This window comes from Pseudoalteromonas sp. S3431, assembly GCF_000690035.1.
GTDB classification, from domain to species: Bacteria; Pseudomonadota; Gammaproteobacteria; order Enterobacterales; family Alteromonadaceae; genus Pseudoalteromonas; species Pseudoalteromonas fuliginea.
Genome location: NZ_JJNY01000108.1, coordinates 1 through 24,048 on the forward strand (window position 1 = coordinate 1; position 24,048 = coordinate 24,048).

Genomic DNA, 24,048 nt, shown 5'->3' on the forward strand with positions numbered 1-24,048 from the left:
AAATACCTTTAGCTTTTATTTAAAAAACGACCAAAAAAAAGGCTAACCACCTGATTTAAATATTAATTAATATGAAACCCAAATACTATAAAGCATAAAAGCGCAATAAATGCGCTTTTAATATAACAAAAACTATTGTTAGTTTAATTAACCACCTAATAAACTAATTGCGGCTTGAGGCACTTGGTTAGCTTGCGACAAGATTGATGTACCCGCCTGTTGTAATATCTGATTTTTAGTCATTTGCGCTGTTTCTGTTGCAAAGTCAGTATCTTGAATTCGACTACGTGATGCAGATACATTCTCAGAAATATTTGCCAAGTTACTAATTGTATGGCTAAAGCGGTTTTGTACTGCACCCAAGCTGGCACGTTGTGAGTCAATATTGGCAATCGCGTTATCAATTACCGATAAAGCATCTTGTGAACCTTTTTGACTTGTAATATCAATATCAGCTGCATTTTCTAAAGAACTAGTCACTTTAGTCGCAACCTCATCCACAGAAGTACTACCTGTTGTAGTAAATATATCTGATGAATTTAATTGGATAGCACCGGCTATTCTGGCAGAGTCTGTCGCACCAGTAGTCAGTACCACAACATCACCGGCAGAACCTTCGTTATAGCCTTGAGGAGTTATATCTAAGGTTGAGCCTGCGTCTCCGGCAAATCCAACGATTTCAATATCTGCGCCATTATTATTTGAAACAGATAAAACACCATTATCAATGGTTGCTGTAACACCATGCTCATCAGTTCTGCTATTAATAGCTTCTGCCATTGCCTGCTCATCACCGGTTGCAGTACCTGTTGCAACAAACGAGACTTTTTCGCCATTTAGCTCAAAGCTTACAGGTTCGCCTGCAGCTGTTTGCGTGCCGGTAATATCAAGCTGAGCTTCAGATCTTGCTTGTGCCGAAACACCTGTAGCACCCGTTACTTGATTTATTAAATCAGCAGCTTCTTCTGCACTGGCACCATTTGGAATAGTGACCGTAGAATCTTCTCGACCAGAAATTGCCAAGTTACCATATGCAATTACACTAGCGGCAAGCGTACCGGTACCCGTTTCATTTACTTGACCAAAACCATCCACAGTAGTCGCTGATTGCAAATTCGTTTGATTTGCGCCAATTTTCTCAGCTGCAACACTTGAAAGCGATACATTAATCGTTTCATTAGCGTTAGCACCTACTTGGAAGGTTTTACTACCGTAAGCACCATCTAGTAATTGTTGACCACCAAACGAGGTTGTATCTGCAATACGTGTCAATTCAACTTGAAGTGCTGATACTTCTTTTTGCAGTGCCTCACGATCTTCTGGCGAGTTTGAACCATTAGCTGATTGCAATGCAAGTTCACGCATACGCTGTAAAATACTTGTTGACTCACTCATCGCACCTTCAGCGGTTTGTGCCATTGAAATACCATCGTTGGCATTTCGCTGGGCTACTGACAAACCATTTATTTGCGACGTAAGTCGGTTTGAAATTTGCAGACCGGCAGCATCATCTTTTGCGCTATTAATACGCATACCTGATGATAAACGTTGCATTGAAGTTGCTAAGCCTTCGCCTGATTTATTTAAGTTACGTTGTGCGTTTAATGACGACACATTAGTATTTACTGTTAATGCCATTTTACCATCTCCTAGGTTTAAGCAGAGTGTGGTTCAACACGTTTTAACAGGAACCACTATTCGATAATTTCTTATTATTATAAAAGCATTTACTGTGCCAACTTTAAAACAAGTTTAAGTCACTGTTTTTACTGGTTTATAATTGAAATTTAAAGTTGAATTTAAAAAGTAACTTGAAGCGACAATTTTTTGCCGCTTTAAAATAAGTAAAGCGGCAAAATATTTCTGGTTAAAGGTAGTCGAACAATGAAAGGTTAGATAAACGCCCAAAGGTTGCTTGAGATACTTGCAGTGCGGTTTCTTGCTTAGTGAGCTCGCTAATAGCAGCAGCCTGATCCACCTCAATTAAACTAGATCTATTACTTTTATTTTGAATATCAAGCGCTAAGTTAGTGTCGGTTACGAGTTCAAGCGCAACCATTCTTCCGCCTAAACTTGCCTGCGTGAAAACCACTTGTTCACTGGCATTTTGTAGCTGAACAACACCATCGGCTAATACTTGTTGAAAGTCGTCTCCTTCAAGTGTGCCATCATTCAAACCTGTAATAAGTGCTTGCAACGTATTAAGTACGTTTTCTTTCTCCGGTTTTTCAAGGCTAAAATCAAGCTGACCAGGTGCTGTACCTTCAAATTCAATTTTCATTCCTGCAAAATCTATTGGTTCATCGGTAATATCACCTATCACTTGAGGAGAAAGAGACACGCCATCACGTTGAATTTCGTATTGATCAGGATCAGTTGGCGTTGCCCCAGCTGTAATCACAACATTATAAGTATTTGCTGTTGCTGGCGCTGCTGGATCTGCATTGTAATTAGATTGATGAAATCGATCAAATTCAGTTTGACCATCAACATATACTGTACCTGCGGTGATGTTATTAGCAGGGACTGTAGTAGGAATTGAAGCCGTGTTTGAGTCTACATCTAAGCGTGCTGCTGTTTTTTCAAATGTATCAAAACCGTTATCACTCGATTTAATTGATACACCTTCAGCTATCGTTATTTGATGGACACCTTGATCGCCATTATAAGTGTATTCACCTAGCGTTGAGTCAAACTGATAAGGTTGGGTGCTATCTTGATAACCTGAAAATATAAATTTCCCATCTTCGGAGCGGGTATTCATTAAATTAGCAAGCGTTTGCTGAATACCACTTAGCTCGGATGCAATCGACTTCAAATCGTCTTTAGTATAAGCGCCATTACCCGCTTGTAATGCTAGAGATTGCGCTTCTTGAATACTGGTATTAATACTTTTTAAAACGCTTTCTTCTGTTTCGAGACGACCACTAAGCTGATTAATATTTTTTGTATATTGCTCATTGGTTTGTATTTTATTTGAATATAACATTGCCTGTGAAATATCTGCAGGCGCTTCAGACGTTGTTAAATATTTTTGCCCTGTATTAACGCGTTCTTGCGCATTTGCGACACCTTGTTGCCCATCCAGTATTTTATTAATACTGCTTTGATACATTAAATTATTTGATAAACGCATGATTACCTCGCAGCACTAAGTAAAGTGTCGAAAATTGAACGCGCAGCAGCTAAAACCTGTGCTGAAGCGGCATAAGACTGTTGAAAACGCAATAAATTTGCGGCTTCTTCATCGAGATTTACTCCCGATAATGATTCATACCAAGCTTCAGACTGCTGTGCGAGAGCATCGAATGCAGCTCCACTCGTAATAGCTTGTCCAGTTACCACACCAATATCGCTAACCATACCAGCATAGGCTTGATTAAATGTTTTATGGTTATCTGCCGTCGTTGTTGTGACAACATTTTGACGTACCAACTCACCATTTTGCAAATCAGCCAACTTTAAACCATTACGGTTATCGTCAAATCCACCTTCGTTAAACTCCAGCGTAAATGTATCGCCTGTTGCCGGTGTACCCTCTATATCAAAGTCAAAACCGTATGAGTCATAAGGAGCACCAAGGCCAGCTAAAACATTTTCACCCGGCGGCGCTATCGTCACAGCTACATTAGCGCCATTACCATCACTAATAAGGTAATCATTAGTACCCGCTGCTTTAACAATTGTGATATCGCCATTCGCTAAGGCAGGTGGTGTAGTTGATGTAAAACCACCTGAGGTAACACTACTAACTGTACCTGCTGATATCGTGCCTGTGCCTATATTATTTATATCGTTCGCAGTTCTAATTGGCGACGCTAACGCAAGGTCATCACCACGTCCGGTTGCAAGCGATATGCTAGAAGCGGCTTGAGAATTTAGCTTAACTTGAAATTGATCACCAGTAGCACCTGTACCAGCAACTGTTATTTGCAGTCCAAAGGACTCGCCACTGGTAATTGATGATGAATCAATCACTCCACTGGTTGTATCTGCAAGTGATGGGTTGCCAATAGGCTCCCCTTTATTATCAATTGCCTGAATACTTACTTCGTTCGGATTAGCGGTATAGGTAATAATGAAGTTACTGGCAGGTAATTCACTACCTTTGCCTGGCTCAACCGTTGCGGTCATGTTTGTAACACCACCAGTATTATCTTGATAAGCAAATGCATTTTCTGTTGGTATGGTAAAAATATCGCCCCCCAACTCACCATTTGCATTCATGCCTAATTTATTTTGTTCGTTAAATGCATCTGCAATAGCCAGTCCCATTTGACCGATTTGATTTTGCGCCGGCACTAAAATATCGTCTCTAAAAGCAAGTAAACCGCCAATTTTACCTTTTAATTTGCTCGTATCAATTTCAAGTGGCACAGCTTTGCCACCGTTAACATCTAACGTTAGCTCTTTAAAACTAGGATCGGGGTCGCCTCTCATAGAAAACAAATTAAACGAACCATTTTGCATAACAACGGCTTCTCCTGTACCCATAAACACAAGCTTTTCACCATTTGGTCCATCAAGTGTTTCTATATCTATAAGTTCGGATAAATCACGTATTGCTTTGTCACGTTCGTTAAAAGTTGAACTTGCATCAGCAGCATTATTCGTTCCATTTACAGCAGCTATATCTTTATTTAAAGCGCTAATACTTTGGATTAGCGTATTGGCTTCCTCTGAAAATATTTCTAATTGTTCATTCACTATACTTTGCTGATCAAAGACAATACCTGAGAGTCTATCCATTTGATCAATTAAGCTTTGTGCATCAGTAATAACTAAAGAACGAGCTACCGTTGATGATGGTTGATTGAGTGCCTCTTGCACGTTATTAAATAACGAATTTATGCCTGTAGATAAGCTATTTGCTTCCTCTGAAAATAAGGTATCAACCCTATTTGCCTCTGTTACAAACTGATCAAAAAATGATTTATTAGATGTATCTCTGTTTAGCTGTTCTTGAGCAAATTGGTTTAGCAAACGGTAGGTTTCACCCCTACCTACCTGATTATCTACCATGGTAGTAAATTCTGTGCGCTCGCGTACATAGCCTTCTGTATTTACATTGGCAATGTTTTTACTTGTCGTTTGCAGTAACTCAGAACTAGCTCTGACTCCTGAACTGGCAATACTCAATAAATCATACGACATGTTACTTTACTCCTTGGCGAATCGCGTTTGCTGCAATATCTTTTAATTCTGCACTATTGAGTACTTGTTTTATTTTGCTAGCGTAATTTGGATCGGTTGCATAACCCGCTTTTTGTAACGAATCTAAAAAGTCGCTTGGCTTTGCTGTATTTTGTAATGCTTCTTGGTAGCGTGGGTTTTGTGTCAAAAAATCAACAAAGTCATTTACACTTTCTTTTATTGAGTCGTACGCCCTAAAGTTTGCTTTCTTTTTGACCGCTGTACCTTGCTCAAATTCGAGTGTGACTTTACTGGCTTTTTCACCTTCCCAGCTTTTATCTGATTTAATATTAAATAAGTTATTTGAACTGTTACCATCACTTTTATTAATGATATGTTTACCCCAACCAGTCTCAAGCGCTGCTTGCGCAACCATTACAGCCGGGTTTAAACCAATTTTCTTTGCTGCCGTTTTAGCGTGTTCCCACACAGAGCTAACAAACTCTTCAGCCGATTCAAATACCGGAGTCTCTATTTTTGATTCTGTAATATCCATGTTCATGTTCGTACTTACAGGCTCTACTGATTTATTATTATTTTCATGAGGAAGCTCTGAGCCCACTCGCTTATCACTTAAAAAGTCCGCTGTTGTTCTCAAAACAGATCCGGGCATAAAATTTTTACCATCAGGGGATAACTGTTGAACGATTAAGTCTGCAAGGCCTAAAGAACCATTTGATGATAGTTCTGTCGATAATTGTTGATCGTGCATTTCTTCAAAGAACTTAACCCCACTGGAATTAAATGGGCTTTCTTTGTCCTCAAATGCTTCGTTTGCCTTGCGCATACTTTTAAGTAACATTTGAGTGAAAATTGCTTCAAATTGTGCAGCGGCTTTTTTTAGCGCAGCCTTTGATGCATCAGTCGATGAATCACCACTGGTTAAGGCTTCTTTACGAAGTGAATCTAAGTTGCCTAAATCAAAAAAGTTTTGCTTATCGAGATGATTTGTTTCCATCAGCTTTTTGACACAATAATGAGTAATGCAATTAAAATGCAAAAATTGAGCCAGTTGACTAACTTTAAATTAGATATATTGCGAGGGAATGATTTTGCCCTAGTAAAAATGTTACTAGGGCGTGTTTAAATACTAAATAACAACTAGTTGACCGTTTATTGCACCAGCCTCTTTTAGCGCTTCAAGAATAGCCATCAAATCACCTGGTGCAGCACCAACTTCATTGATTGCTCTGACTAAATCGTCCAAGCTAACACCAGGATTAAATACAAATGCACGTGAATCATCCTGATTCACATCAATGATACTTTGATTCGTAACGGCGGTTTCACCTTCACTTAATGCATTAGGCTGAGATACATTTTGTTGCTCGGTAATCGTCACAGTTAAACCACCATGAGTAATCGCGGCTGGCTGTAGTTTTACATTTTTCCCAATTACAATCGTCCCCGTACGAGAGTTAACAATAATTTTTGCTGCGTTATCCGCAGGGGTAAACTCTAAGTTTTCAAGTGTTGATAAATACGATACACGTTGTGATGCATCTCGTGGGGCAATAACACGAATAGATGCAGCATCAATAGCTTGTGCGCTATTGGGACCAACTAAGTCGTTTATCGTACTTTCTAAACGTTTCGCTGTTGTAAAATCTGGGCGATTTAAATTAAAAGTAATATAGTCGCTTTGCATAAATGGACTTTTAACGGCACGTTCAACAGTAGCACCATTGGGAATTCGACCGACGGTGGGTGTGTTTATAACAACCTTGCTGCCATCCAAACCCTCAGCTCCTAAGCCGCCAACAATAAGGCTACCTTGTGCTATAGCGTATACATTCCCATCAACACCTTTTAAAAATGTTTGAATTAAAGTACCACCGCGCAAACTACCGGCGCTGCCAATAGACGACACGGTAATATCAATTGTTTGTCCTGGTTTTCTGAACGCAGGTAACTCTGCATGCACAGCAACAGCAGCCACATTTTTAATTTTAGGGCTTAAATTAGCCGGCAGTGTAATACCAAAATTACTTAACATGCCCTTGAAACTCTGTTGGGTAAACTTACTTTGCTCGCCAGTCCCAGGTAAGCCAACAACTAACCCGTAACCCACTAATTGGTTAGAACGCACACCTTCAACCATAGAGATATCTTTAATACGCTCTGCATGTGCCGAAAATTGACATCCCAGCAAAACAATTAAACAAAAAAACTTAAATACATTCATATTGAATGTCCTCTAAAAAGGAAAGAGCGAGCTACTAAAAAAGCGCGTTAACCAACCAGCACTTTGTGCTTCTTGGGTTTGCCCTTTACCTGAATATTGAATCCGTGCATTAGCTATTCGGTTTGATTCAACCGTATTATCTGAGCCAACATCTTGCGGGCGCACCAACCCTTCTAAGCGAATAAACTCTTCGCCTGTATTAAGAGTTAACCATTTTTCACCTCGAATAACTAAGTTACCGTTTGGTAAAACACGCATCACATTAACCGATATATTGCCAAATAAACTATTTGATTGATTTGATTTAGAGTCACCAGAAAACGATGAATCACTGCCAATTCCAAATTGAATACTGTCGCCACCGATATTAACAGGAAGTCCCCCCAAACCAATTACAGGGTCAAGGCTCGTGTCAGATTGCTTATCTGTTTCTGTTTTTGCCGCTTTTGTAGCTTGGGTAGATTCTTGCAATTTAACCGTAATGATATCGCCGGTACGCAGAGCTTTTCTGTCCGCGTATAAATCGTTCGACACATTCGTGTTAAATAAAGAGCCTGTTGCTACAACAGGTTCTATATTTGGTTCTGGGTACATTGGCGCATAGTAAGGATCGTCTTGCACTATTTCACTATTTTGTGTTGATACACATCCACTTAAAAATAGAGTGCCTGCCGCAAATAACATAATATTACGCATATTCTGCCCCTAAACCTTATAGTTGCTGATTGATATAACTCATCATTTCGTCGACGGCTGAAATTACTTTTGAATTCATTTCATAAATACGTTGAGTTTCGATAAGATTTACCAGCTCTTCTGTGACATTTACGTTTGATGTTTCAAGTGAGCCTTGAATAATACTACCAAGCCCCTCAACCCCAGGGTTACCCTGCACCGGAGCACCACTTACAGCTGTTTCGGTATAAAGGTTTTGACCAATCGGCTCAAGACCCGATGGATTAATGAAGTCACTAATGGTGATCTGACCAATAACTACGTTATCGGCTTGACCTGCAACACGAACAGATACTTCTCCGTCTTGCGAAACAGTAATCGATTGAGCATCTTCGGGGACATTCATTTCTGGCTGAATAACATAACCAGCACCCGATGTAACAATTCGTCCATCACCATCGGTGGTAAACTGGCCATTGCGCGAATAGGCAATATTGCCATCTGGCTGCAGCACTTCAAAAAAACCTTCGCCGGAAATCATCCAATCTAGTGAGTTTTCGGTGGTTAACATGTTACCTTGCGTAAACTCTTTTTGGTTGGCTACAACTTTTGCACCCGCACCTAACATTAGGCCTGATGGCATTTCAGTGTCTTGCGATGAACGACCACCTGGCTGATTAATATTTTGATAAAGTAAATCTTCAAATATAGCGCGGCTTTTTTTGTAACCAACCGTACTGGCATTCGCTAAATTATTTGAAATAACCGAAATATCGGTTTGTTGAGCATCAAGCCCTGTTTTACTGATCCACAATGCAGGATTCATAATAGTGTCCTCATTTTAAAGTTAAACTATGCGCAACAGCTGATCTTGACGTTCGTCAATTTCTTCAGCTGTTTTCATCAGTTTGACTTGTAATTCAAATTGGCGTTGATGACTTATCATATCGACCATTTCATGAACGGGGTTTACATTCGACATTTCTAAGGTTCCACTCAATACTTTTACATTAGCGGAAGTATCAACAACTTGATTTGGTTTTGGTCTAAATAAGCCATCATTACCTTTTTCAAGTTGTGAATTATCAGCCTCAACGACCCTTAAGCGATCAACTTCTTCTAAAAAATTTGCTGGGGCGCCTTGCGGACGAACCTGAATAGCACCATCTTGACTAAATTCAACCTTTTCAATTGGTACAGGCAGTATAATTGGACCACCTTCGCCAATAACTTGACGTCCATGACTTGTTACCAGCATGCCTTCTGCTGTGATATTGAGCGTGCCTACTTTAGTGTAAGCTTCATTACCCGACGCATCTTGCACACTCAGCCATGCGTTATCGCTCATTGCGATATCTAAATCTCTGCCTGTTTCAACTATGCCACCCGATGTCATGTTTGAACCCGGACGTTCTTGCATCGAAAATACACGTGTTGGCAGCCCTTCACCAAACGCTTGCATAGAACGTGCTTGAGCAAAGTCTGATTTAAAGCCTGTCGTATTGGCATTCGCCAAATTATTGGCTTTAAGGGCAAGGCCCTGCAGGCTCTGTTTAGCACCTGAGGCCGCAATGTAGACCATTTTGTCCATAACATCGACTCACATTAAAAATCTCTAACTTAACAAATGCAAAATAGATGCCAGATTAGAGTTTACGTAACATTAGAGTGATGAAACAAACAATAGAAATGATAGCCACTTACTGTAACCATTGGTTTTGGTTTAGAGGCTAAAATAAAAAAGGCTGCAAAATGCAGCCTAAAATATTTAATTAAATTTAAATTATCGAATCTGCAAAATACTTTGCTGGATTGTTGAGTTAACTTCAAGCGCTCGCGAGTTAGCTTGGTAATTACGTTGAGCTGTGATTAAATCGACAAGCTCATTAGTTAAATTTGTATTTGATTGCTCAAGTGCTGATGAGTTAATACTACCAAATGTACCTGACCCTGCCTCACCTGCAACAGGCTCACCTGAGTCAATACTTTGCTTCCAACTTGTGTCGCCTATTTGTGATAAACCTTGCGAATTAGGAAAGCGAACCATAGCTATCTGGCCAAGGTATGTTGAATCACCGTTACTGTATGAAGCAACTAGTTTACCGTCGGTGCCAATATCAATTCCAGCTAAACGACCAACAGTCGAACCATCTTGATCAAGTGCTTTAACTTCAAAACCACTTGAATACTGTGTTGGTATACGTCCTGCCGTATTGTTTTCATCACGCCAATTAAGCTCAATACCTGTGCCTGGGAATGTAGCACCATTATCAAGCATTGTAGATAAACCAGTACCAGCACCAGCAGGTAGGTTTATCTCATCAAAAGTGGTTAGGTTTGTATTTGCTACTCCGCCTGTCGTTGCAGGTAAACCACTTGAATCAAAACCAAGAGTTGTGATCGGTGCATAAGGGGTCGTGGTTTGTTCTGCGCCCGAAGTTCCATCAACTACCTTTCCATCAAGTGTCGCATACACTTCCCAGCTATTATCTGCACCACCTGAAGCTGCGTCAGGTCCTTTTACAAAAAAGTATTGCAATATATGCGGCTCACCTAACGAGTCATAAACTGTCGTTGATGTAGATGAGTTATAAGTACCATTTGATGTAGGATCAAAATCTATACCCGGTGCATCAGCTGTCGCATCTAAATTGAACGATAAGAATACATTTTCTGTAGCACGTGGCGAACCTGATGAATCTGGTATTTGAACTGGGTTTGTTGTACTCAAACTCACTGATGTTGTATCACCGGTTGATGAATCTACAGGGAATGCTTGTAAGAAATTACCCTTAGCGTCAACCATAAAATTATCTTGGTTTAATTTAAATGCACCGGCACGAGTATAGGTTAAATCTTGCGATGAAATATCATCGGTCATCGCAAAATAACCTTCACCTGTAATAGCTAAATCTAAAGAGTTATTAGTAAACTGCAGTGATCCTTGGTGAAACTGCTGTGCAACCATCGTCGTTTGCACACCATCACCATTTTTAGTCCTACCTGCGCTAAATACTGACGATGCATAAACATCGGCAAACTCTGCGCGTGACTCTTTAAAACCGGTAGTATTGACGTTCGCAATATTATTTGCTGTTACATCTAAATCTTTTTGCGCGGCAGCAAGGCCTGTTAATGCAATATTGAAGCTCATAATTCACCTCTAACCTATCAATCTGAAGCCTGCTGGCAGGCAAAAAATACTAAAATTAATTATGCGATTTCTGCGACATCCGTCAGTCTAACCGCACCTTCTTTAGTGTTAATAATAATGCCACTTGAGCCGTTAATATTTACACTTTCAATGTTCTTAAAAGTAGCAACGGGTAAACTTGAAAATTCACCGTTAGTACTTCCTTCAGCTGTTATTGTGTATTCACCTTCAGGTAAACGTTCGCCGGCTTCGTTGTTACCATCCCAAGCAAAGCGAATTGCTCCAGCTGCCTGAGAACCCATATCAATCGTTCTTACTAATTGACCTGATTCGTCAGTTACTTTGATTTTAAGGTTATCCATAGCTTCTTCTGCTACTGCTGAGCCTCTAGCATCACCCGTTTCATTTAAATCAAGGGTATTTGACTCTAGTAAAGCCTGCTTACCAACAAGCGTTGAGGCTTGTAATGCAGAATTAGACGTCATCGAAGAGGCTAAGGATTCAAAGTTAGTATTTAAATCTGTAATGCCTTGCGCCATAGTAAAACTAGTCATTTGCGCAATCATTTGATCATTGTCCGCAGGGTTACTGGGATCTTGATACGACAATTGCTGCGTCAACAACGAGAAAAAATCTTCTTGTGTTAACGCGTCACTCTCATCTTCGCTGCTAGCTACTTGCTGCTCTTGCCAACGGATTGAGTCTAAATAGGATGAAGATGTACTTATATCGTTATTCATAACCTACCCTCGGTTACCGCTGACCTAGCAGCAGTGTTTTACTTAACATTTGCTTAGCTGCATCTGCAACTTGCACGTTTGTTTCATAAGAGCGAGAGGCAGAAATCATATTAGCCATCTCCTCAACAACATTAACGTTGGGTTTATAAATATAGCCATTTTCATCCGCACTCGGGTGATTTGGATTATACTCAATCTGTAATGGAGCACTGCTTTCAACAATGCCTAAAACTTTAACGCCAACGGCGGAGCCCTGTTGATTACTTGCCGATGCTGAAGCTTTGGTAAGTTCAGCAGCAAATACAGGTTGTCGCGCTCGGTATGTTTTGTCTTGAGAAGAACTAATCGTATTCGCATTAGAAATATTACTTGCGGTGGTATTTAAGCGTACATTTTGTGCGCTCATACCTGAACCTGCAATATCAAATACATTATATAAACTCATAATTTTTATCCTTGACTACCGAGTGCTTTATTCAGACCTTTAAATCTGCTGCTTAAAAATTGCAAGCTGGCCTGATACTCCATAGCATTCTGTGTATACAAGTTTCGTTCCACTTGTATATCAACCGAGTTACCATCGCCCGTATCTGCTTGATTTGGTAAGCGAAATAATTCTGAATCATCCATACTACGAGTACCACCACCGATGTGTTTATCGTTAGTTCGTACCATTGTATTGCCGCTTTGCTGGTTTGATCTTGCCGCTTTTAATGCAGAGGCAAAATCAATATCTTTTGCTTTGTAGCCCGGCGTATCAGCATTCGCAATATTAGTTGCAATTACTTCTGCTCGTTGTGAACGGATCAACATAGCCTGCGGATGCACACCTAATGCCTTATCAAAACTGATAGCCATAACCATCTCCAAAAAATTGACTTACCTTGAATAAAGCAAAAAATACGCCATTAATACTAGAGTGGTGATTATTTATATAAGAGTATGTATTAAAAAGAAAAATGACGCTAGGCGCGTCATTTATATAGGGAAGGAGTTACTATTACAGCTTTTTTTGATAAATAATGCCAGGGTTGCATCGTACCATGTCAAATTCACTGCTTAAGCCTGTCATTGACTCTGATGCACCCAAAAATAAGTAACCTTTAGGATTCAGCGCTTGAGCAAATTGACTAATAATTTTAGCTTTTACTTCTGGGGCAAAATATATAAGTACATTTCGACAAAATATAATATCGAATTTACCCATAAGTGCGTAAGAATCAAGTAGATTTAAATGTCTAAAGCTAACTTGCTTTTTTATCGAATCATTTACTTGAGCCATACCATTGCCGCTATCTTTAAAAAACTTTTTACGGCGCTCAGCAGAAAGACCTCTTGCTAAAGCCAATGCATCGTATTCACCATTTTTACACATATCAAGCATCGTATTAGAGATATCAGTGCCAATAATTTGCGCCCCCATCCGTAACACATTAGGTTGCTTTGCTTGAAACTCAGCAACAGACATTGAAATAGAGTATGGTTCTTGACCAGAAGAACTCGCTGCCGACCAAATTTTTAGTGGTCTTCTTAGCTCCTTAAATTCCGGGAAAAGCTTATTTTGAAGCAATTCAAACGGGTATTGATCTCTAAACCACAACGTTTCATTCGTAGTCATTGCGTCTACAACCGCAGCTCGAAGCTGTCGCTCATGAGGACCCAGCGTTTTGCTAACCAGCTCTGATAAAGATTCTACATTAAATCGAGTCATTAACGGCGCAAGTCGGCTTTTCACCAAATATTGTTTATTTTCACCTAAAACGATCCCGCATTGCTGCTCCAAAAACGAACGAAACTGATCGTATTCACTTTGCTGCAAATCTTTATTATTCAAATTAGTAACACCTATTTTTATTAATCACAATGAACCCATTTTTTCACAGCAGTTGCTAGTTCATCTGGGTTAAATTTTGCAATAAAGTCATCAGCCCCTACTTTTTCAATCATCGCCTGATTAAAAACACCACTCAATGAAGTATGTAAAATAACATGTAAAGGGGCGAGTTTAGGATCTGCTTTAATTTCTGCCGTTAACGTATAGCCATCCATTTCAGGCATTTCAACATCAGATATAAGTAAAGCGACACGTTCGGTAATATTGTCTTTACAATCTAATTCAGCTATTTCTTTTAACCTTATTAAGGCTTCTTTACCATTTTTAGCTAACTCAGTTTGAACACCAAGTGGCTCTAGCGCACGTTTAACTTGGTTACGCGCAACAGCTGAATCATCAGCAATAAACACAATTCGCTCACCCAAGTCTTTTTGAATATCGCCGCTAGCTGCTACATCAGCACTTACTTCTGTGTTTACAGGGCAAATTTCGTTAAGAATCTTTTCTACGTCTAATATTTCGACCAGTTCATTTTCGATTTCGGTTACAGCGGTTAAATATGAATATCGGCCAGCACCTGATGGAGGCGGCATTATTTTTTCCCAATTCATATTAACAATACGCTCTACCCCACCCACTAAAAAACCTTGCACTGAGCGGTTATATTCAGCAATGATAATAAAACTGTCTGTTATGTTTTCTATTGGTCGCCCACCCACGGCCATAGAAAGATCTATCACCGAAATAGTCTGGCCGCGAATATGTGCAACACCACGAATATAGGCGTTTGACTTTGGCATACTTGTTAGTGGAGGGCATTGTAATACTTCCCTCACCTTAAATACGTTTATACCAAAACGCTGCCGACCCCTGAGCTTAAATAATAGTAATTCTAGGCGGTTCTGCCCAACCAACTGGGTGCGCTGGTTTACTGAGTCTAAAATGCCTGCCATTCAAATCTCCTAAAGAAAACAAATAATACGGAATGATAATTGCTTTCTATTTATAAAGCTTACATAACATCACGGGAGCGTCTTCTTTTTGACGCAAAATATTTATACCCTGTTTGAAACCATAAGCATAGTCGAAACATTATGAGTTTGTTAAAAAAAGTCAGAAGATACAGTGTTTTTTATTTTGTTGCTAGCCTCAGCTTCGCTTTACCCCTGCACGCAAAAGTCTTTAATAAAGATTTATTACAAGAGATCGCAATAAGTTATGTCGCCGATCAGATTGGTTCTACAGAAAATACTAAAATACAATTAAGTGCTTTACCACTTGATAGTCGTATTCCTGATCGAACCTGTCAAAATGCGCTCGAGTTACTAATCCCAAGTGAGCCGCCATTTAATCGACAAGTTACATTACAAATAAAATGTAACGATACTCAAAATTGGTCTCAGTACGTGCATGTAAGAATAGTTGAAATGGCACCTGTTGTGATCGCTAACGCAAATTTAGTGCGAGGTGAAGTAATAACAAGTTCTCACTTAAGTATTGAAATGAAACCAACACATTTTGTTAGAATGCAGTATTTAGATAACCCAGAAATACTTATTGGAAGTAGGAGCAAACGCAACATAAGAAGCGGGATGCCTATATTACTTAACCAAATATGTATGGTGTGCAAAGGTGATTCTGTAAACATTTTAGCTAACCTTAGAGGGTTGAAAATAAAGACAACGGGAGTTGCTTTAGAGGACGGAACAATTGGAGAACAAATACGTGTTAAAAACAAAAAAACGGGTAAAGTTTTAAATGCACGAGTGGATGGTGTAGAGTCGGTGCAGGTAAACATTTAATTCAAAATTATGCTAAAGTATTCTTCGTAGGTGCCGATATGTTGGCATAAGTTGGGTAATATACAGGTTTATTATTATGGTCAGTCAAGTTAATTCAGGTAATCAACAAACTGCTGCTTTAGCTAATACTAAGCAACAAAAAGTTGATTTACAAAGAGATAATGTAAATACGCAATCACTTCAGTCTGCTTCACCTAAGGCCGCCAGTGACTCAGTAAGTCTAACGCCGCAAGCGAAAGAATTAAAAACGTTGCAAGAAAAAGCGCAGCAATCATCTGGTTTCGACAGTGATAAAGTTTCAGAACTAAAAAAAGCAATTACTGAAGGTAAGTACCAAATTGACAATGAAAAGTTAGCTAAAAACTTAGCTAGTTTCGAGTTTGACGTATATGGCTGATCATAACAGTTTAATTATCGTCAAGCTGAACGAGCAAGGAAAATGCTTAGATTCATTAGCCACCTTATTAAATGATGAGCTGACCGCGATTGCGTCTCGACGTGGCGAAGGTTTGAAAGAAATTGCTCAACAAAAAATGCCTTTTTTAACTAAGTTAAATTCTCTTGATAAAGAATTAAACAAACTCATTGCTAATAACGACGAACTGTCAGATGAAGTTCCTGATTTAATTTCCATTGTGCGTAGTAAACTTGAAAAATGTAAAAAACAAAATGATGTAAATGCACATGCGGCGCATCAAGCTCAATTGAGCGTTAAACAATTGAAAGAGATTTTAATTGGTGCTCCTTCCTCAACTACATACGATCAAGCCGGTGGCGAAGTAAACACCAACAGCCAACTTGTACGTAACCTAAAAGCCTAGATTGATTGGGTATAATAAAAAGTCATCATCCCTAATTAAATAAATTTAGTAATACGTTACTTTCTTTACTTCTCGAGGCTTAACTTCACCTATATATAAATCGTGAACACGTTTCATATTTAATTCAAGCTCAGTTACATAAGTATCATCTACAGCATACGTTTTAATTACTTGCGCCCCTTTTATAATCCCCTGCACTTTACTTTGTAAATAGTCATCTTGCGCTATTGAGCCTGCAACAGTAGTTCCGGCGGTAATTTTTTGCCCGTAAACTTGTTCTGTTAATTCTCGATAAGCCTCCAGCTTTGACGCTTTAATAGCCATTAGTTGCTTTTGCGAACTGTTAACGCCCTTTTGCAAGCTGATAGGCGCATAACCAATCGCTTTTATAATAGGGTAATTATTTGGCGCTACATATTTATATTCAACATGTTTATCAAACACGCTACTGCAACCACTTAGTGCTAAGCACCCCAGTGTGATAGATAATGATATTGCTCGCATTGTACATCGTCCTAATAAACTAATTATGTAACTATATGCACGTTTAATGCCATTTATAGTATTAAAAACAACGTTGGTATAGTCCTTGCTCTAAACACACTACTAGCTAAAGTTTAATTGGAGTAAGTGTATGAAATCGTTTTTATCATCAGTATTTGTAGGATTAAGCGCAACTGCTTTATTAACGTTTTCACCTTTCACAAAAGCGCAGTGGTATGAATCGACTGGGCACGCACTTGTTCAAAATGGGGATATGAGCGCAGCCAAATCTGCCGCTATAAAAGACGCAATAACCCAAGCTTTAGTATTTTCAGGCGCAAGAGTAAGCTCAGTGCAAACCTTGGTAGATGGCGTGTTAATGCAAGATCAACTTAAAATTAGTAGTCACGGTGAAATTCAAAAAATTGAGCTTATAAGCGAAAATAAATACGACGATAAATTTGCAATCACACTGCGCTTAGACATTTTCGCTCAAACAGAACAATGCCCGCAAAACAGCTTTAATAAATTTTTAGCTGTAACCCAAAGCCAGCTTAATCATCGCGAGCAAGCAAAAATGGGTCAAATTTTTGACATAGATAAAGCGGTTAGCAAAAATATTTTTTCGGCGCTGCAAAAATCAAAAATGAGTGCAATACCTGTTGCCTATTACAAAAACGCTATCAAAGTTGATAAATATTTTACTCAACAACATGATTACTCCACTGCTCAGTTAGAAGAAATTGCAACTCGCAGCAACGCTCAATATGTTTTATTAAGCCAAATAACAAACCTATCGACCAGTAATAAACTCAATAGTGAATATGCGTTTTGGCAAGATGAAAGCTACCAGCGTAGCTACCAAATAGAATTAACATTGTTTGATGGCACAACGTACGAGCAACTTTGGCAAAATAGCTATCAAAGCCAAGCAATTTGGCCATTCGAAAAAACAGCCATAATTGATGTAAACAGTGATAGATTTTGGCAATCACCTTTTGGGCAAAGTATAAGTGAAATAAATCACTCTTTAAGTTACGACATACAAGCTGCAATGGCGTGTTTACCAACGCAAGGTAAAATAATGCACATTGAAAACAGCAAAATAGTCTTAAATTTAGGTAAAGCACACGGTTTACAAAAAGGCCAACTGCTCAGCATTGCACATCATAATTACTTAACGGATGCAGCGGGTAATATCATGCCGCATAAAGTAACCACACTTAACACCATTCGCGTTGAACAGCTTTATCAACAAAGTGCCATTGCGGTAAGTATTGATGACAAACCGCTACCAGGCGTGCAAATAAACGATGTAGTAGAAATAATCAGCCAAGATTTTTAATTAACCTTTTTAGTTAATTTAGCTTTTAAATTAGGGTGAGCAGACAACCACTCGCCCAATTGTTCTACACCAGATAAATGCGGATAATGCTTTCTGCATGCAAACACCACATTACGCTGCTGATTAGGGAATATAGGCAAGTAATCAATCCCTACACGGTCGGTACATGCCAGCTTTGGTACAAATGTAATACCGTCATCCATGGCCACTAACGCTAATAATGTTTCTAAACTATTACCTTTATACTGGTTGGATACATCGACTCCCGCAGAAAAACAAAACTTTTGGGCTTGATCTTTAAAGCAATGGCCATCACTTAACATGAGTAGGCTGCATCCTTGAAGGTCGCTTAACGCCACTTTTTTATGCTTAGAAAGCGCGTTATCTTGTGATACCGCCACTAAAAAATCTTCTTTGTATAGAGCAACCGTATGATAATTAATAAGTTCTGGCACATCGGCTAAAATAGCAAAGTCGAGTTCGCCATTATTTAAAGCTTCTAAAATTGTTGCTGTTTGCATCTCAATAAACGAAAACTGACTATCAATAAATGCCGCTTTCATTGATGTTAATAACGCAGGCAACAAGTAAGGCGCAATGGTAGGAATTATACCAATGGTTAATTTGCCTTGCAGCGGTTCATTTGATGTCGCGGCTAATTCTTTCAGTATTTGTGTTTGCTCTAAAATCAGCTCTATTTGCGCCAATAAACGAGCGCCTTTACTCGTAAGAGTAACTTGCTTGGTGGAACGATCAAATAAAACAACACCCAGCTCTTGTTCAAGTTTTTTTACTTGCCCACTTAATGTAGGCTGGCTAACAAAACAGGCATCAGCAGCTTTACGAAAATGTTTATAGTGCGCGATTGCTTTTACATATTCGAAATCTTTTAAGTTCATATTCAGCTCCACCTGATAGTTTATAGCTATCATTTTAATACAAACAAACGATTGGAACTATATTTAATTATTCACCATAATGGCTATCAACAAATCAAGAGGAACAAAAACTATGTTAAACAATATCGAAGGTCAAACAATCCCAAGTGTTACATTTGCAACTCGTGAAAATAACGAATGGAAATCAGTAACAACAGATGACATTTTTAAAAGTAAAACGGTTGTAGTGTTTTCACTACCAGGTGCATTTACACCAACATGTTCATCAACTCATTTACCGCGCTACAACGAATTAGCAGGCGTACTTAAGCAAAACGGCGTTGACGAAATTGTATGTTTATCAGTAAACGATACATTTGTAATGAACGCATGGGCTGAGCATCAAGAAGCTCAAAACATCACTTTATTACCAGATGGCAACGGCGAATTTACTGACGGTATGGGCATGTTAGTAGACAAAAATGACCTAGGCTTTGGTAAGCGAAGCTGGAGATACTCTATGCTGGTTAAAGATGGTGTAATTGACAAAATGTTCATCGAACCAGATTTACCAGGCGACCCGTTTGAAGTATCTGACGCAGACACAATGCTTGACTACATCAACCCTAAGCAAGCTAAACCAGAACCAGTAAGCATCTTTACTAAACCTGGCTGCCCTTTCTGTAAAAAAGCGAAAGAGCTACTCGCAGAAAAAGGTTTCGCCTATGAAGAGATTGTTATGGGTGCAGGCGCATCACTAACAAGCCTTAAAGCTGTATCTGGTCGTGATACTGTTCCACAAATATTTATTGGTGGTAAACACATTGGCGGCTCAGACGATTTAGAAAAATACTTTGCTTAATTAAGTAAAAATTAACAGGGGCCTATTGCCCCTGTTTAATAAAGGATACCTACTATGAAAGAATTGCAAACCGATGTTGTTGTTATAGGCGCAGGTACAGCAGGTTTAAGTGCTTATCGTAATGCTAAACAGTTCACACAAAATGTATTAATGATTGAATCAGGCCCATATGGCACAACATGCGCACGTGTTGGTTGTATGCCTAGTAAATTATTGATTGCAGCCGCCGAAGCCGCACACGCAATTGAAATGGCTCCTGCATTTGGTGTGCATAGCTCAAAGCCAGTCATTGACGGCAAAGCAGTTATGGCACGCGTAAAAAGTGAACGAGATCGTTTTGTAGGATTCGTAGTAGAAGCCGTAGATGAATTACCAGACGGTGATAAGATTCGTGGTTACGCTAAATTTTTAGACACAAACCGCGTACAAATAGACGACCACACAATTATTACAGCAAAACGCTTTGTAATTGCAACCGGTTCACGCCCTTCATACCCTAGCGTATTTAATAACTTTGGCGACAAACTTATTATAAACGACGACGTATTTGATTGGGATGACCTACCAGAATCAGTCGCTGTATTTGGCCCAGGTGTAATAGGTCTAGAAATAGGCCAAGCACTTAGCCGACTAGGCGTAAATGTAAAACTATTTGGTGTAGGCAGCGCAATTGGCCCACTTACAGATCCAGTAGTAAAAGACTATGCAAATACTGTTTTTGCTGAAGAATTTTTTGTAGATACCGACTCAAACGTATCTGACATGATGCAAGTTGGCGACAAAGCACAGCTAACTTACACCGACAAACAAGGTGAAAAACACACCGAACAGTTTGACTACGTACTTGCAGCCACAGGGCGAGTACCTAACGTAGATAAACTAGGCCTTGAAAACACCGGTATTGAACTTGATGAACGCGGCGTACCGCACGCAGACACACACACAATGCAATGTGGTGAGTCGAACATATTTATAGCCGGTGATGCCAGCAACATGATCCCATTGCTACACGAAGCATCTGACCAAGGTGCTATTGCGGGTCAAAATGCAGGGCGCTTTCCAGATGTGCGTATAGGTCTGCGCAGAGCTAAAATTGCAGCTGTATTTAGCGACCCACAAATAGCAATGGTAGGCGAAAGCTACAAGCAAATTACTGACCGATTAGGCCCATGCGGTTGTTTTGAAGTAGGTGAAGTGAGCTTTGAAAACCAAGGCCGAAGCCGAGTAATGCTTAAAAACAAAGGCCACATGCGTGTATACGCAGAGCAAGGAACAGGCTTATTTTTAGGTGCTGAATTTATTGGCCCACAAGCCGAACACATTGCTCACTTACTAGCATGGGCTGTTCAAAACAAAATGACCGTGCCACAAATGCTTGATATGCCATTTTACCACCCAGTAATTGAAGAAGGGTTACGTACCGCCCTTCGCGACTTAAATGCCAAACTTAAATTTGGCCCAGACATTGTAAACTCATGTATGGAATGTGGCCCAGGCGCATAAACTGCTCATTGCACATACACTTGCTAACAAAGGCCAAAGTATTTACTTTGGCCTTTTTATTTTTATAAATTTTTTAAAGCAGACCTCTCAAATAATATATTTACTGTTACACTCAATTGATAACTCAATTAAAATGATGGAATAGCTATGTCCAATAATAAATTTAGACTTGTTACACGCAGTGATTTTGATGGCCTAGTATGCGCCGTCCTTTTAAAAGACTTAGACCTAATTGACGACATTTTGTTTGTTCATCCAAAAGACATGCAAGATGGCAAAATAGACATTACCGAAAACGACATTACCACCAACCTTCCCTACGTTGCAGGTTGTCATATAGCGTTTGATCATCACCTTAGCGAAACCGTACGTAACTCAAACGACATTAAAAACCATATTATTGATCCGCAAGCCCCTTCGGCTGCACGTGTAGTTTATGACTATTATGGTGGCGCTGAAAAATTTCCGAATATCTCAGTTGAAATGATGGACGCCGTAGACAAAGGTGATGCTGCTCAGTTTTCAAAAGACGAAATATTAAACCCAACAGACTGGGTATTAATGAACTTCATTATGGATGCACGCACAGGGTTAGGCCGTTTCCGTGAGTTTAAAATTTCAAACTACCAATTAATGATGAAACTCATTGACGCCTGTAAAGACCAAAGCATTGAACAAATACTACAAATAGAAGATGTAGCCGAACGTGTTGCTTTATATAACGAGCATAACGAAAAAGCAAAAGAGCAAATTACTCAATGCGCCACTGTCCATAAAAATTTAGTGGTACTTGATTTAACCCAAGAAGAAACTATTTACGCTACCAACCGCTTTGTTATTTACGCCATGTACCCCAACTGCAACATCTCAATTCATAAACTGTGGGGCCTTAAAAAGCAAAACGTAGTGTACGCAATTGGTAAATCAATCACCAACCGTACCTCAAACACCAATGTTGGCGAGCTATGCTTAAAATATAATGGTGGCGGGCACTTAAATGCCGGCACTTGCCAAGTAGAAACAAGCCAAGCTGAAGCCGTACTTAGTGAGTTAATCGATACAATTACAAGTGATGGTTAGACATTAAAATTTAGCGTTTTTTAAACTATGAATAGAGCGAGTAAATTGACGTTTACTCGCTTTTTTTGTGTATAAAAATAGTAAAGCATGCTTACAAAGCTATTACGATGGAGAACTCATACTCAAAGTAAAAGGCTTGTGGTTCGCTAGTAAAGCGGCTTTTACAAGGTAGTAGCACTAGGCATTGCACGTGGAAAAGGATTAAACAGGACGGCCACTCTAATTGTACAAATAATATAGTGTCATTAAATTTACTTTTTTGACCAAGAATTCATTTCTTTTTATATTATTATTTTCCGGGGGGATTACCAAATAAGCCATTATCACTGTTAAACTTAAATTACGCGCATAAAAATGACTGCATCATTGCAGTTTTAATTTTTATTGAGTTGTTTAAACGTTATGCGAGTAGCTTTTCGCAGTTACTGATATTCGCTCGCCGTTTTCGGTTTAAGTTTTCACAATAACTCACTTGTGAAGTGGGCCTCCCTACTGCACCGTGAAATACGCGTGTAAATTGTGTGGTGAGTTTTAACCAGTTTTCGGGGGAGATATTTACTCTTTCGAGTAAGGGTAAGCGTGTACTTTCAATATACCCGCGTTTATCTTCTCGCATACAGCGCCCTGTTAACTCAACAAGTTCAAGATACGATTTAAGCTCAAACGGGAGTCCTTTTGGCATTATTTGACGTGGCATGCCTGCAAAGCGGAGCAGTTGTTTTGGTTGCTTGCCTTCGTTTGCCCGTGTTAAGCGTTGTTTGATGCTGGTATGGTCTGATTTCTCTGGTGTATTTGCCATTTTGGCTCTGATGGGATTTAAATCTACATACGCCATACAGGCGGCAAGTGCTGCTTCATCTAATAATGCTTGGGATCTAAATCGTCCCTCCCAAAAACGGCCAGTACAGTTATCTTCTTTATTTGCTCTGCGCGCAATGTCTTCATTTAATAACCTCATAAACCAACTAATACTCGATAAGCGCTCTCGGTATTCCTTTACTGTTTGATTAAAAAAGATAAGTTCAGCTTTACTTAGCTTTTCACCTTGTACATATTTCTGCGTTAACAATGTGCCTTTACAGAGTTTATGCCAGCGAATAACAATCGCTTTATCATTCAGCCTGTTTGCTTTTTTATCATCAACATACAGTACTAAGTGAGTGTGATTACTCATCACTGCATAAGCGCATACATCAATACAAAATACCTTAGCTAATTCAAGCAGCTTATCTTCAACCCAACCTCTACGATGCTCATAAGATTGACCGGTGAAATGGTCTTCGCCACATAAAAAAGCACGGCGAACACAACATGAAATACAGTGATAATATTTTGTATCAACCAAACTTACTTGACGCTTTCTTGCGATTGCCATGTAACACCCTGCTTGTTTTTTGCACTAAATAAAGCCTAGTACTTCGTTTCATAAAGTGCAAAATTAGAATGGGTGTCTTTGTTATTCCATCTCAATTCCCGAATTCATTTTGCAAGTG

24 protein-coding genes are annotated in these 24,048 nt (G+C 39.3%); 7 read left to right on the forward strand and 17 right to left on the reverse strand.

The features are described from left to right. Positions 1-147: 147 nt before the first annotated feature. The 14 genes from DO88_RS01215 to DO88_RS01150 all read right to left on the reverse strand — a co-directional run bounded on the left by DO88_RS01215 (position 148) and on the right by DO88_RS01150 (position 14,734). Positions 148-1,638: a flagellin gene (locus tag DO88_RS01215; protein WP_007378698.1), complete on the reverse strand. Its 1,491-nt coding sequence runs from the start codon at positions 1,636-1,638 to the stop codon at positions 148-150. 229 nt (positions 1,639-1,867) lie between these two features. Next, positions 1,868-3,136 (reverse strand): flagellar hook-associated protein FlgL, encoded by a 1,269-nt coding sequence (flgL, locus tag DO88_RS01210; protein ID WP_007378699.1) that lies wholly within the window; start codon positions 3,134-3,136, stop codon positions 1,868-1,870. Between the two features lie 2 nt (positions 3,137-3,138). Then, complete coding sequence (gene flgK, locus DO88_RS01205) at positions 3,139-5,154, reverse strand: flagellar hook-associated protein FlgK (RefSeq protein WP_007378700.1); 2,016 nt, start codon at positions 5,152-5,154, stop codon at positions 3,139-3,141. A 1-nt stretch (position 5,155) separates the two neighbouring features. Beyond that, complete coding sequence (flgJ, locus tag DO88_RS01200) at positions 5,156-6,151, reverse strand: flagellar assembly peptidoglycan hydrolase FlgJ (protein WP_007378701.1); 996 nt, start codon at positions 6,149-6,151, stop codon at positions 5,156-5,158. A 132-nt stretch (positions 6,152-6,283) separates the two neighbouring features. After that, positions 6,284-7,378, reverse strand: coding sequence for a flagellar basal body P-ring protein FlgI (locus DO88_RS01195; protein WP_007378703.1), 1,095 nt, complete (start codon positions 7,376-7,378; stop codon positions 6,284-6,286). Positions 7,379-7,390: 12 nt separating this feature from the next. Further along, entirely contained in the window at positions 7,391-8,074 is a 684-nt protein-coding gene (flgH, locus tag DO88_RS01190; RefSeq protein WP_007378704.1) for a flagellar basal body L-ring protein FlgH, read from the reverse strand. A 16-nt stretch (positions 8,075-8,090) separates the two neighbouring features. Beyond that, positions 8,091-8,879 carry a flagellar basal-body rod protein FlgG gene (gene flgG / locus DO88_RS01185; protein ID WP_007378705.1) on the reverse strand — a complete coding sequence of 263 codons (789 nt, stop codon included), beginning with the start codon at positions 8,877-8,879 and terminating at the stop codon, positions 8,091-8,093. Positions 8,880-8,900: 21 nt separating this feature from the next. Then, positions 8,901-9,644: a flagellar basal body rod protein FlgF gene (locus tag DO88_RS01180; RefSeq protein WP_007378706.1), complete on the reverse strand. Its 744-nt coding sequence runs from the start codon at positions 9,642-9,644 to the stop codon at positions 8,901-8,903. 192 nt (positions 9,645-9,836) lie between these two features. Beyond that, entirely contained in the window at positions 9,837-11,207 is a 1,371-nt protein-coding gene (gene flgE / locus DO88_RS01175) for a flagellar hook protein FlgE (RefSeq protein ID WP_007378707.1), read from the reverse strand. Between the two features lie 59 nt (positions 11,208-11,266). Then, complete coding sequence (locus tag DO88_RS01170; protein ID WP_007378708.1) at positions 11,267-11,947, reverse strand: flagellar hook assembly protein FlgD; 681 nt, start codon at positions 11,945-11,947, stop codon at positions 11,267-11,269. Between the two features lie 13 nt (positions 11,948-11,960). Then, on the reverse strand, positions 11,961-12,392 hold the full coding sequence (gene flgC / locus DO88_RS01165) for a flagellar basal body rod protein FlgC (protein ID WP_007378709.1): 432 nt from the start codon (positions 12,390-12,392) through the stop codon (positions 11,961-11,963). A 5-nt stretch (positions 12,393-12,397) separates the two neighbouring features. Continuing rightward, complete coding sequence (flgB, locus tag DO88_RS01160) at positions 12,398-12,805, reverse strand: flagellar basal body rod protein FlgB (protein ID WP_007378710.1); 408 nt, start codon at positions 12,803-12,805, stop codon at positions 12,398-12,400. Between the two features lie 142 nt (positions 12,806-12,947). Continuing rightward, positions 12,948-13,781: a CheR family methyltransferase gene (locus DO88_RS01155; protein WP_007378711.1), complete on the reverse strand. Its 834-nt coding sequence runs from the start codon at positions 13,779-13,781 to the stop codon at positions 12,948-12,950. A 20-nt stretch (positions 13,782-13,801) separates the two neighbouring features. Further along, positions 13,802-14,734: a chemotaxis protein gene (locus tag DO88_RS01150; protein WP_007378712.1), complete on the reverse strand. Its 933-nt coding sequence runs from the start codon at positions 14,732-14,734 to the stop codon at positions 13,802-13,804. A 141-nt stretch (positions 14,735-14,875) separates the two neighbouring features. On the opposite strand from DO88_RS01150, the gene flgA reads away from it, so the two are divergent. The 3 genes from flgA to flgN all read left to right on the forward strand — a co-directional run bounded on the left by flgA (position 14,876) and on the right by flgN (position 16,404). Continuing rightward, positions 14,876-15,583 (forward strand): flagellar basal body P-ring formation chaperone FlgA, encoded by a 708-nt coding sequence (gene flgA / locus DO88_RS01145; RefSeq protein ID WP_007378713.1) that lies wholly within the window; start codon positions 14,876-14,878, stop codon positions 15,581-15,583. Between the two features lie 76 nt (positions 15,584-15,659). Then, complete coding sequence (flgM, locus tag DO88_RS01140) at positions 15,660-15,980, forward strand: flagellar biosynthesis anti-sigma factor FlgM (RefSeq protein WP_007378714.1); 321 nt, start codon at positions 15,660-15,662, stop codon at positions 15,978-15,980. Continuing rightward, the gene (gene flgN, locus DO88_RS01135; protein WP_007378715.1) at positions 15,973-16,404 is read left to right on the forward strand and encodes a flagellar protein FlgN; all 432 of its coding nucleotides are present in this window, start codon (positions 15,973-15,975) and stop codon (positions 16,402-16,404) included. The genes flgM and flgN overlap by 8 nt, the downstream gene beginning before the upstream one ends. Positions 16,405-16,449: 45 nt before the next feature. On the opposite strand, the gene DO88_RS01130 is transcribed toward flgN, so the two are convergent. Further along, positions 16,450-16,908, reverse strand: a complete 459-nt coding sequence (locus DO88_RS01130) for an LPP20 family lipoprotein (protein WP_007378716.1) — start codon at positions 16,906-16,908, stop codon at positions 16,450-16,452. Between the two features lie 130 nt (positions 16,909-17,038). Here DO88_RS01130 and DO88_RS01125 point away from each other — a divergent pair, with 130 nt between their 5' ends. Then, positions 17,039-18,232, forward strand: coding sequence for a flagellar assembly protein FlgT (locus DO88_RS01125; protein WP_033040956.1), 1,194 nt, complete (start codon positions 17,039-17,041; stop codon positions 18,230-18,232). Here DO88_RS01125 and DO88_RS01120 read toward each other — a convergent pair. Next, positions 18,229-19,131 (reverse strand): LysR substrate-binding domain-containing protein, encoded by a 903-nt coding sequence (locus tag DO88_RS01120; protein WP_033032080.1) that lies wholly within the window; start codon positions 19,129-19,131, stop codon positions 18,229-18,231. The genes DO88_RS01125 and DO88_RS01120 overlap by 4 nt on opposite strands. Before the next feature lie 112 nt (positions 19,132-19,243). Between DO88_RS01120 and DO88_RS01115 the strand changes: the two genes are divergently transcribed. The 3 genes from DO88_RS01115 to DO88_RS01105 all read left to right on the forward strand — a co-directional run bounded on the left by DO88_RS01115 (position 19,244) and on the right by DO88_RS01105 (position 22,555). Continuing rightward, a complete protein-coding gene (locus DO88_RS01115) occupies positions 19,244-19,972 on the forward strand; it encodes a glutathione peroxidase (RefSeq protein WP_033040958.1) in 729 nt (242 codons plus the stop codon). 54 nt (positions 19,973-20,026) lie between these two features. Beyond that, on the forward strand, positions 20,027-21,475 hold the full coding sequence (locus DO88_RS01110) for a dihydrolipoyl dehydrogenase (RefSeq protein ID WP_033040960.1): 1,449 nt from the start codon (positions 20,027-20,029) through the stop codon (positions 21,473-21,475). Between the two features lie 147 nt (positions 21,476-21,622). Next, positions 21,623-22,555 carry an exopolyphosphatase gene (locus tag DO88_RS01105; RefSeq protein WP_007377501.1) on the forward strand — a complete coding sequence of 311 codons (933 nt, stop codon included), beginning with the start codon at positions 21,623-21,625 and terminating at the stop codon, positions 22,553-22,555. Between the two features lie 400 nt (positions 22,556-22,955). Here the strand turns inward: DO88_RS01105 and DO88_RS01100 are convergent, their stop codons facing one another. Next, complete coding sequence (locus tag DO88_RS01100; protein WP_033040961.1) at positions 22,956-23,930, reverse strand: transposase; 975 nt, start codon at positions 23,928-23,930, stop codon at positions 22,956-22,958. Between the last annotated feature and the right edge of the window lie 118 nt (positions 23,931-24,048).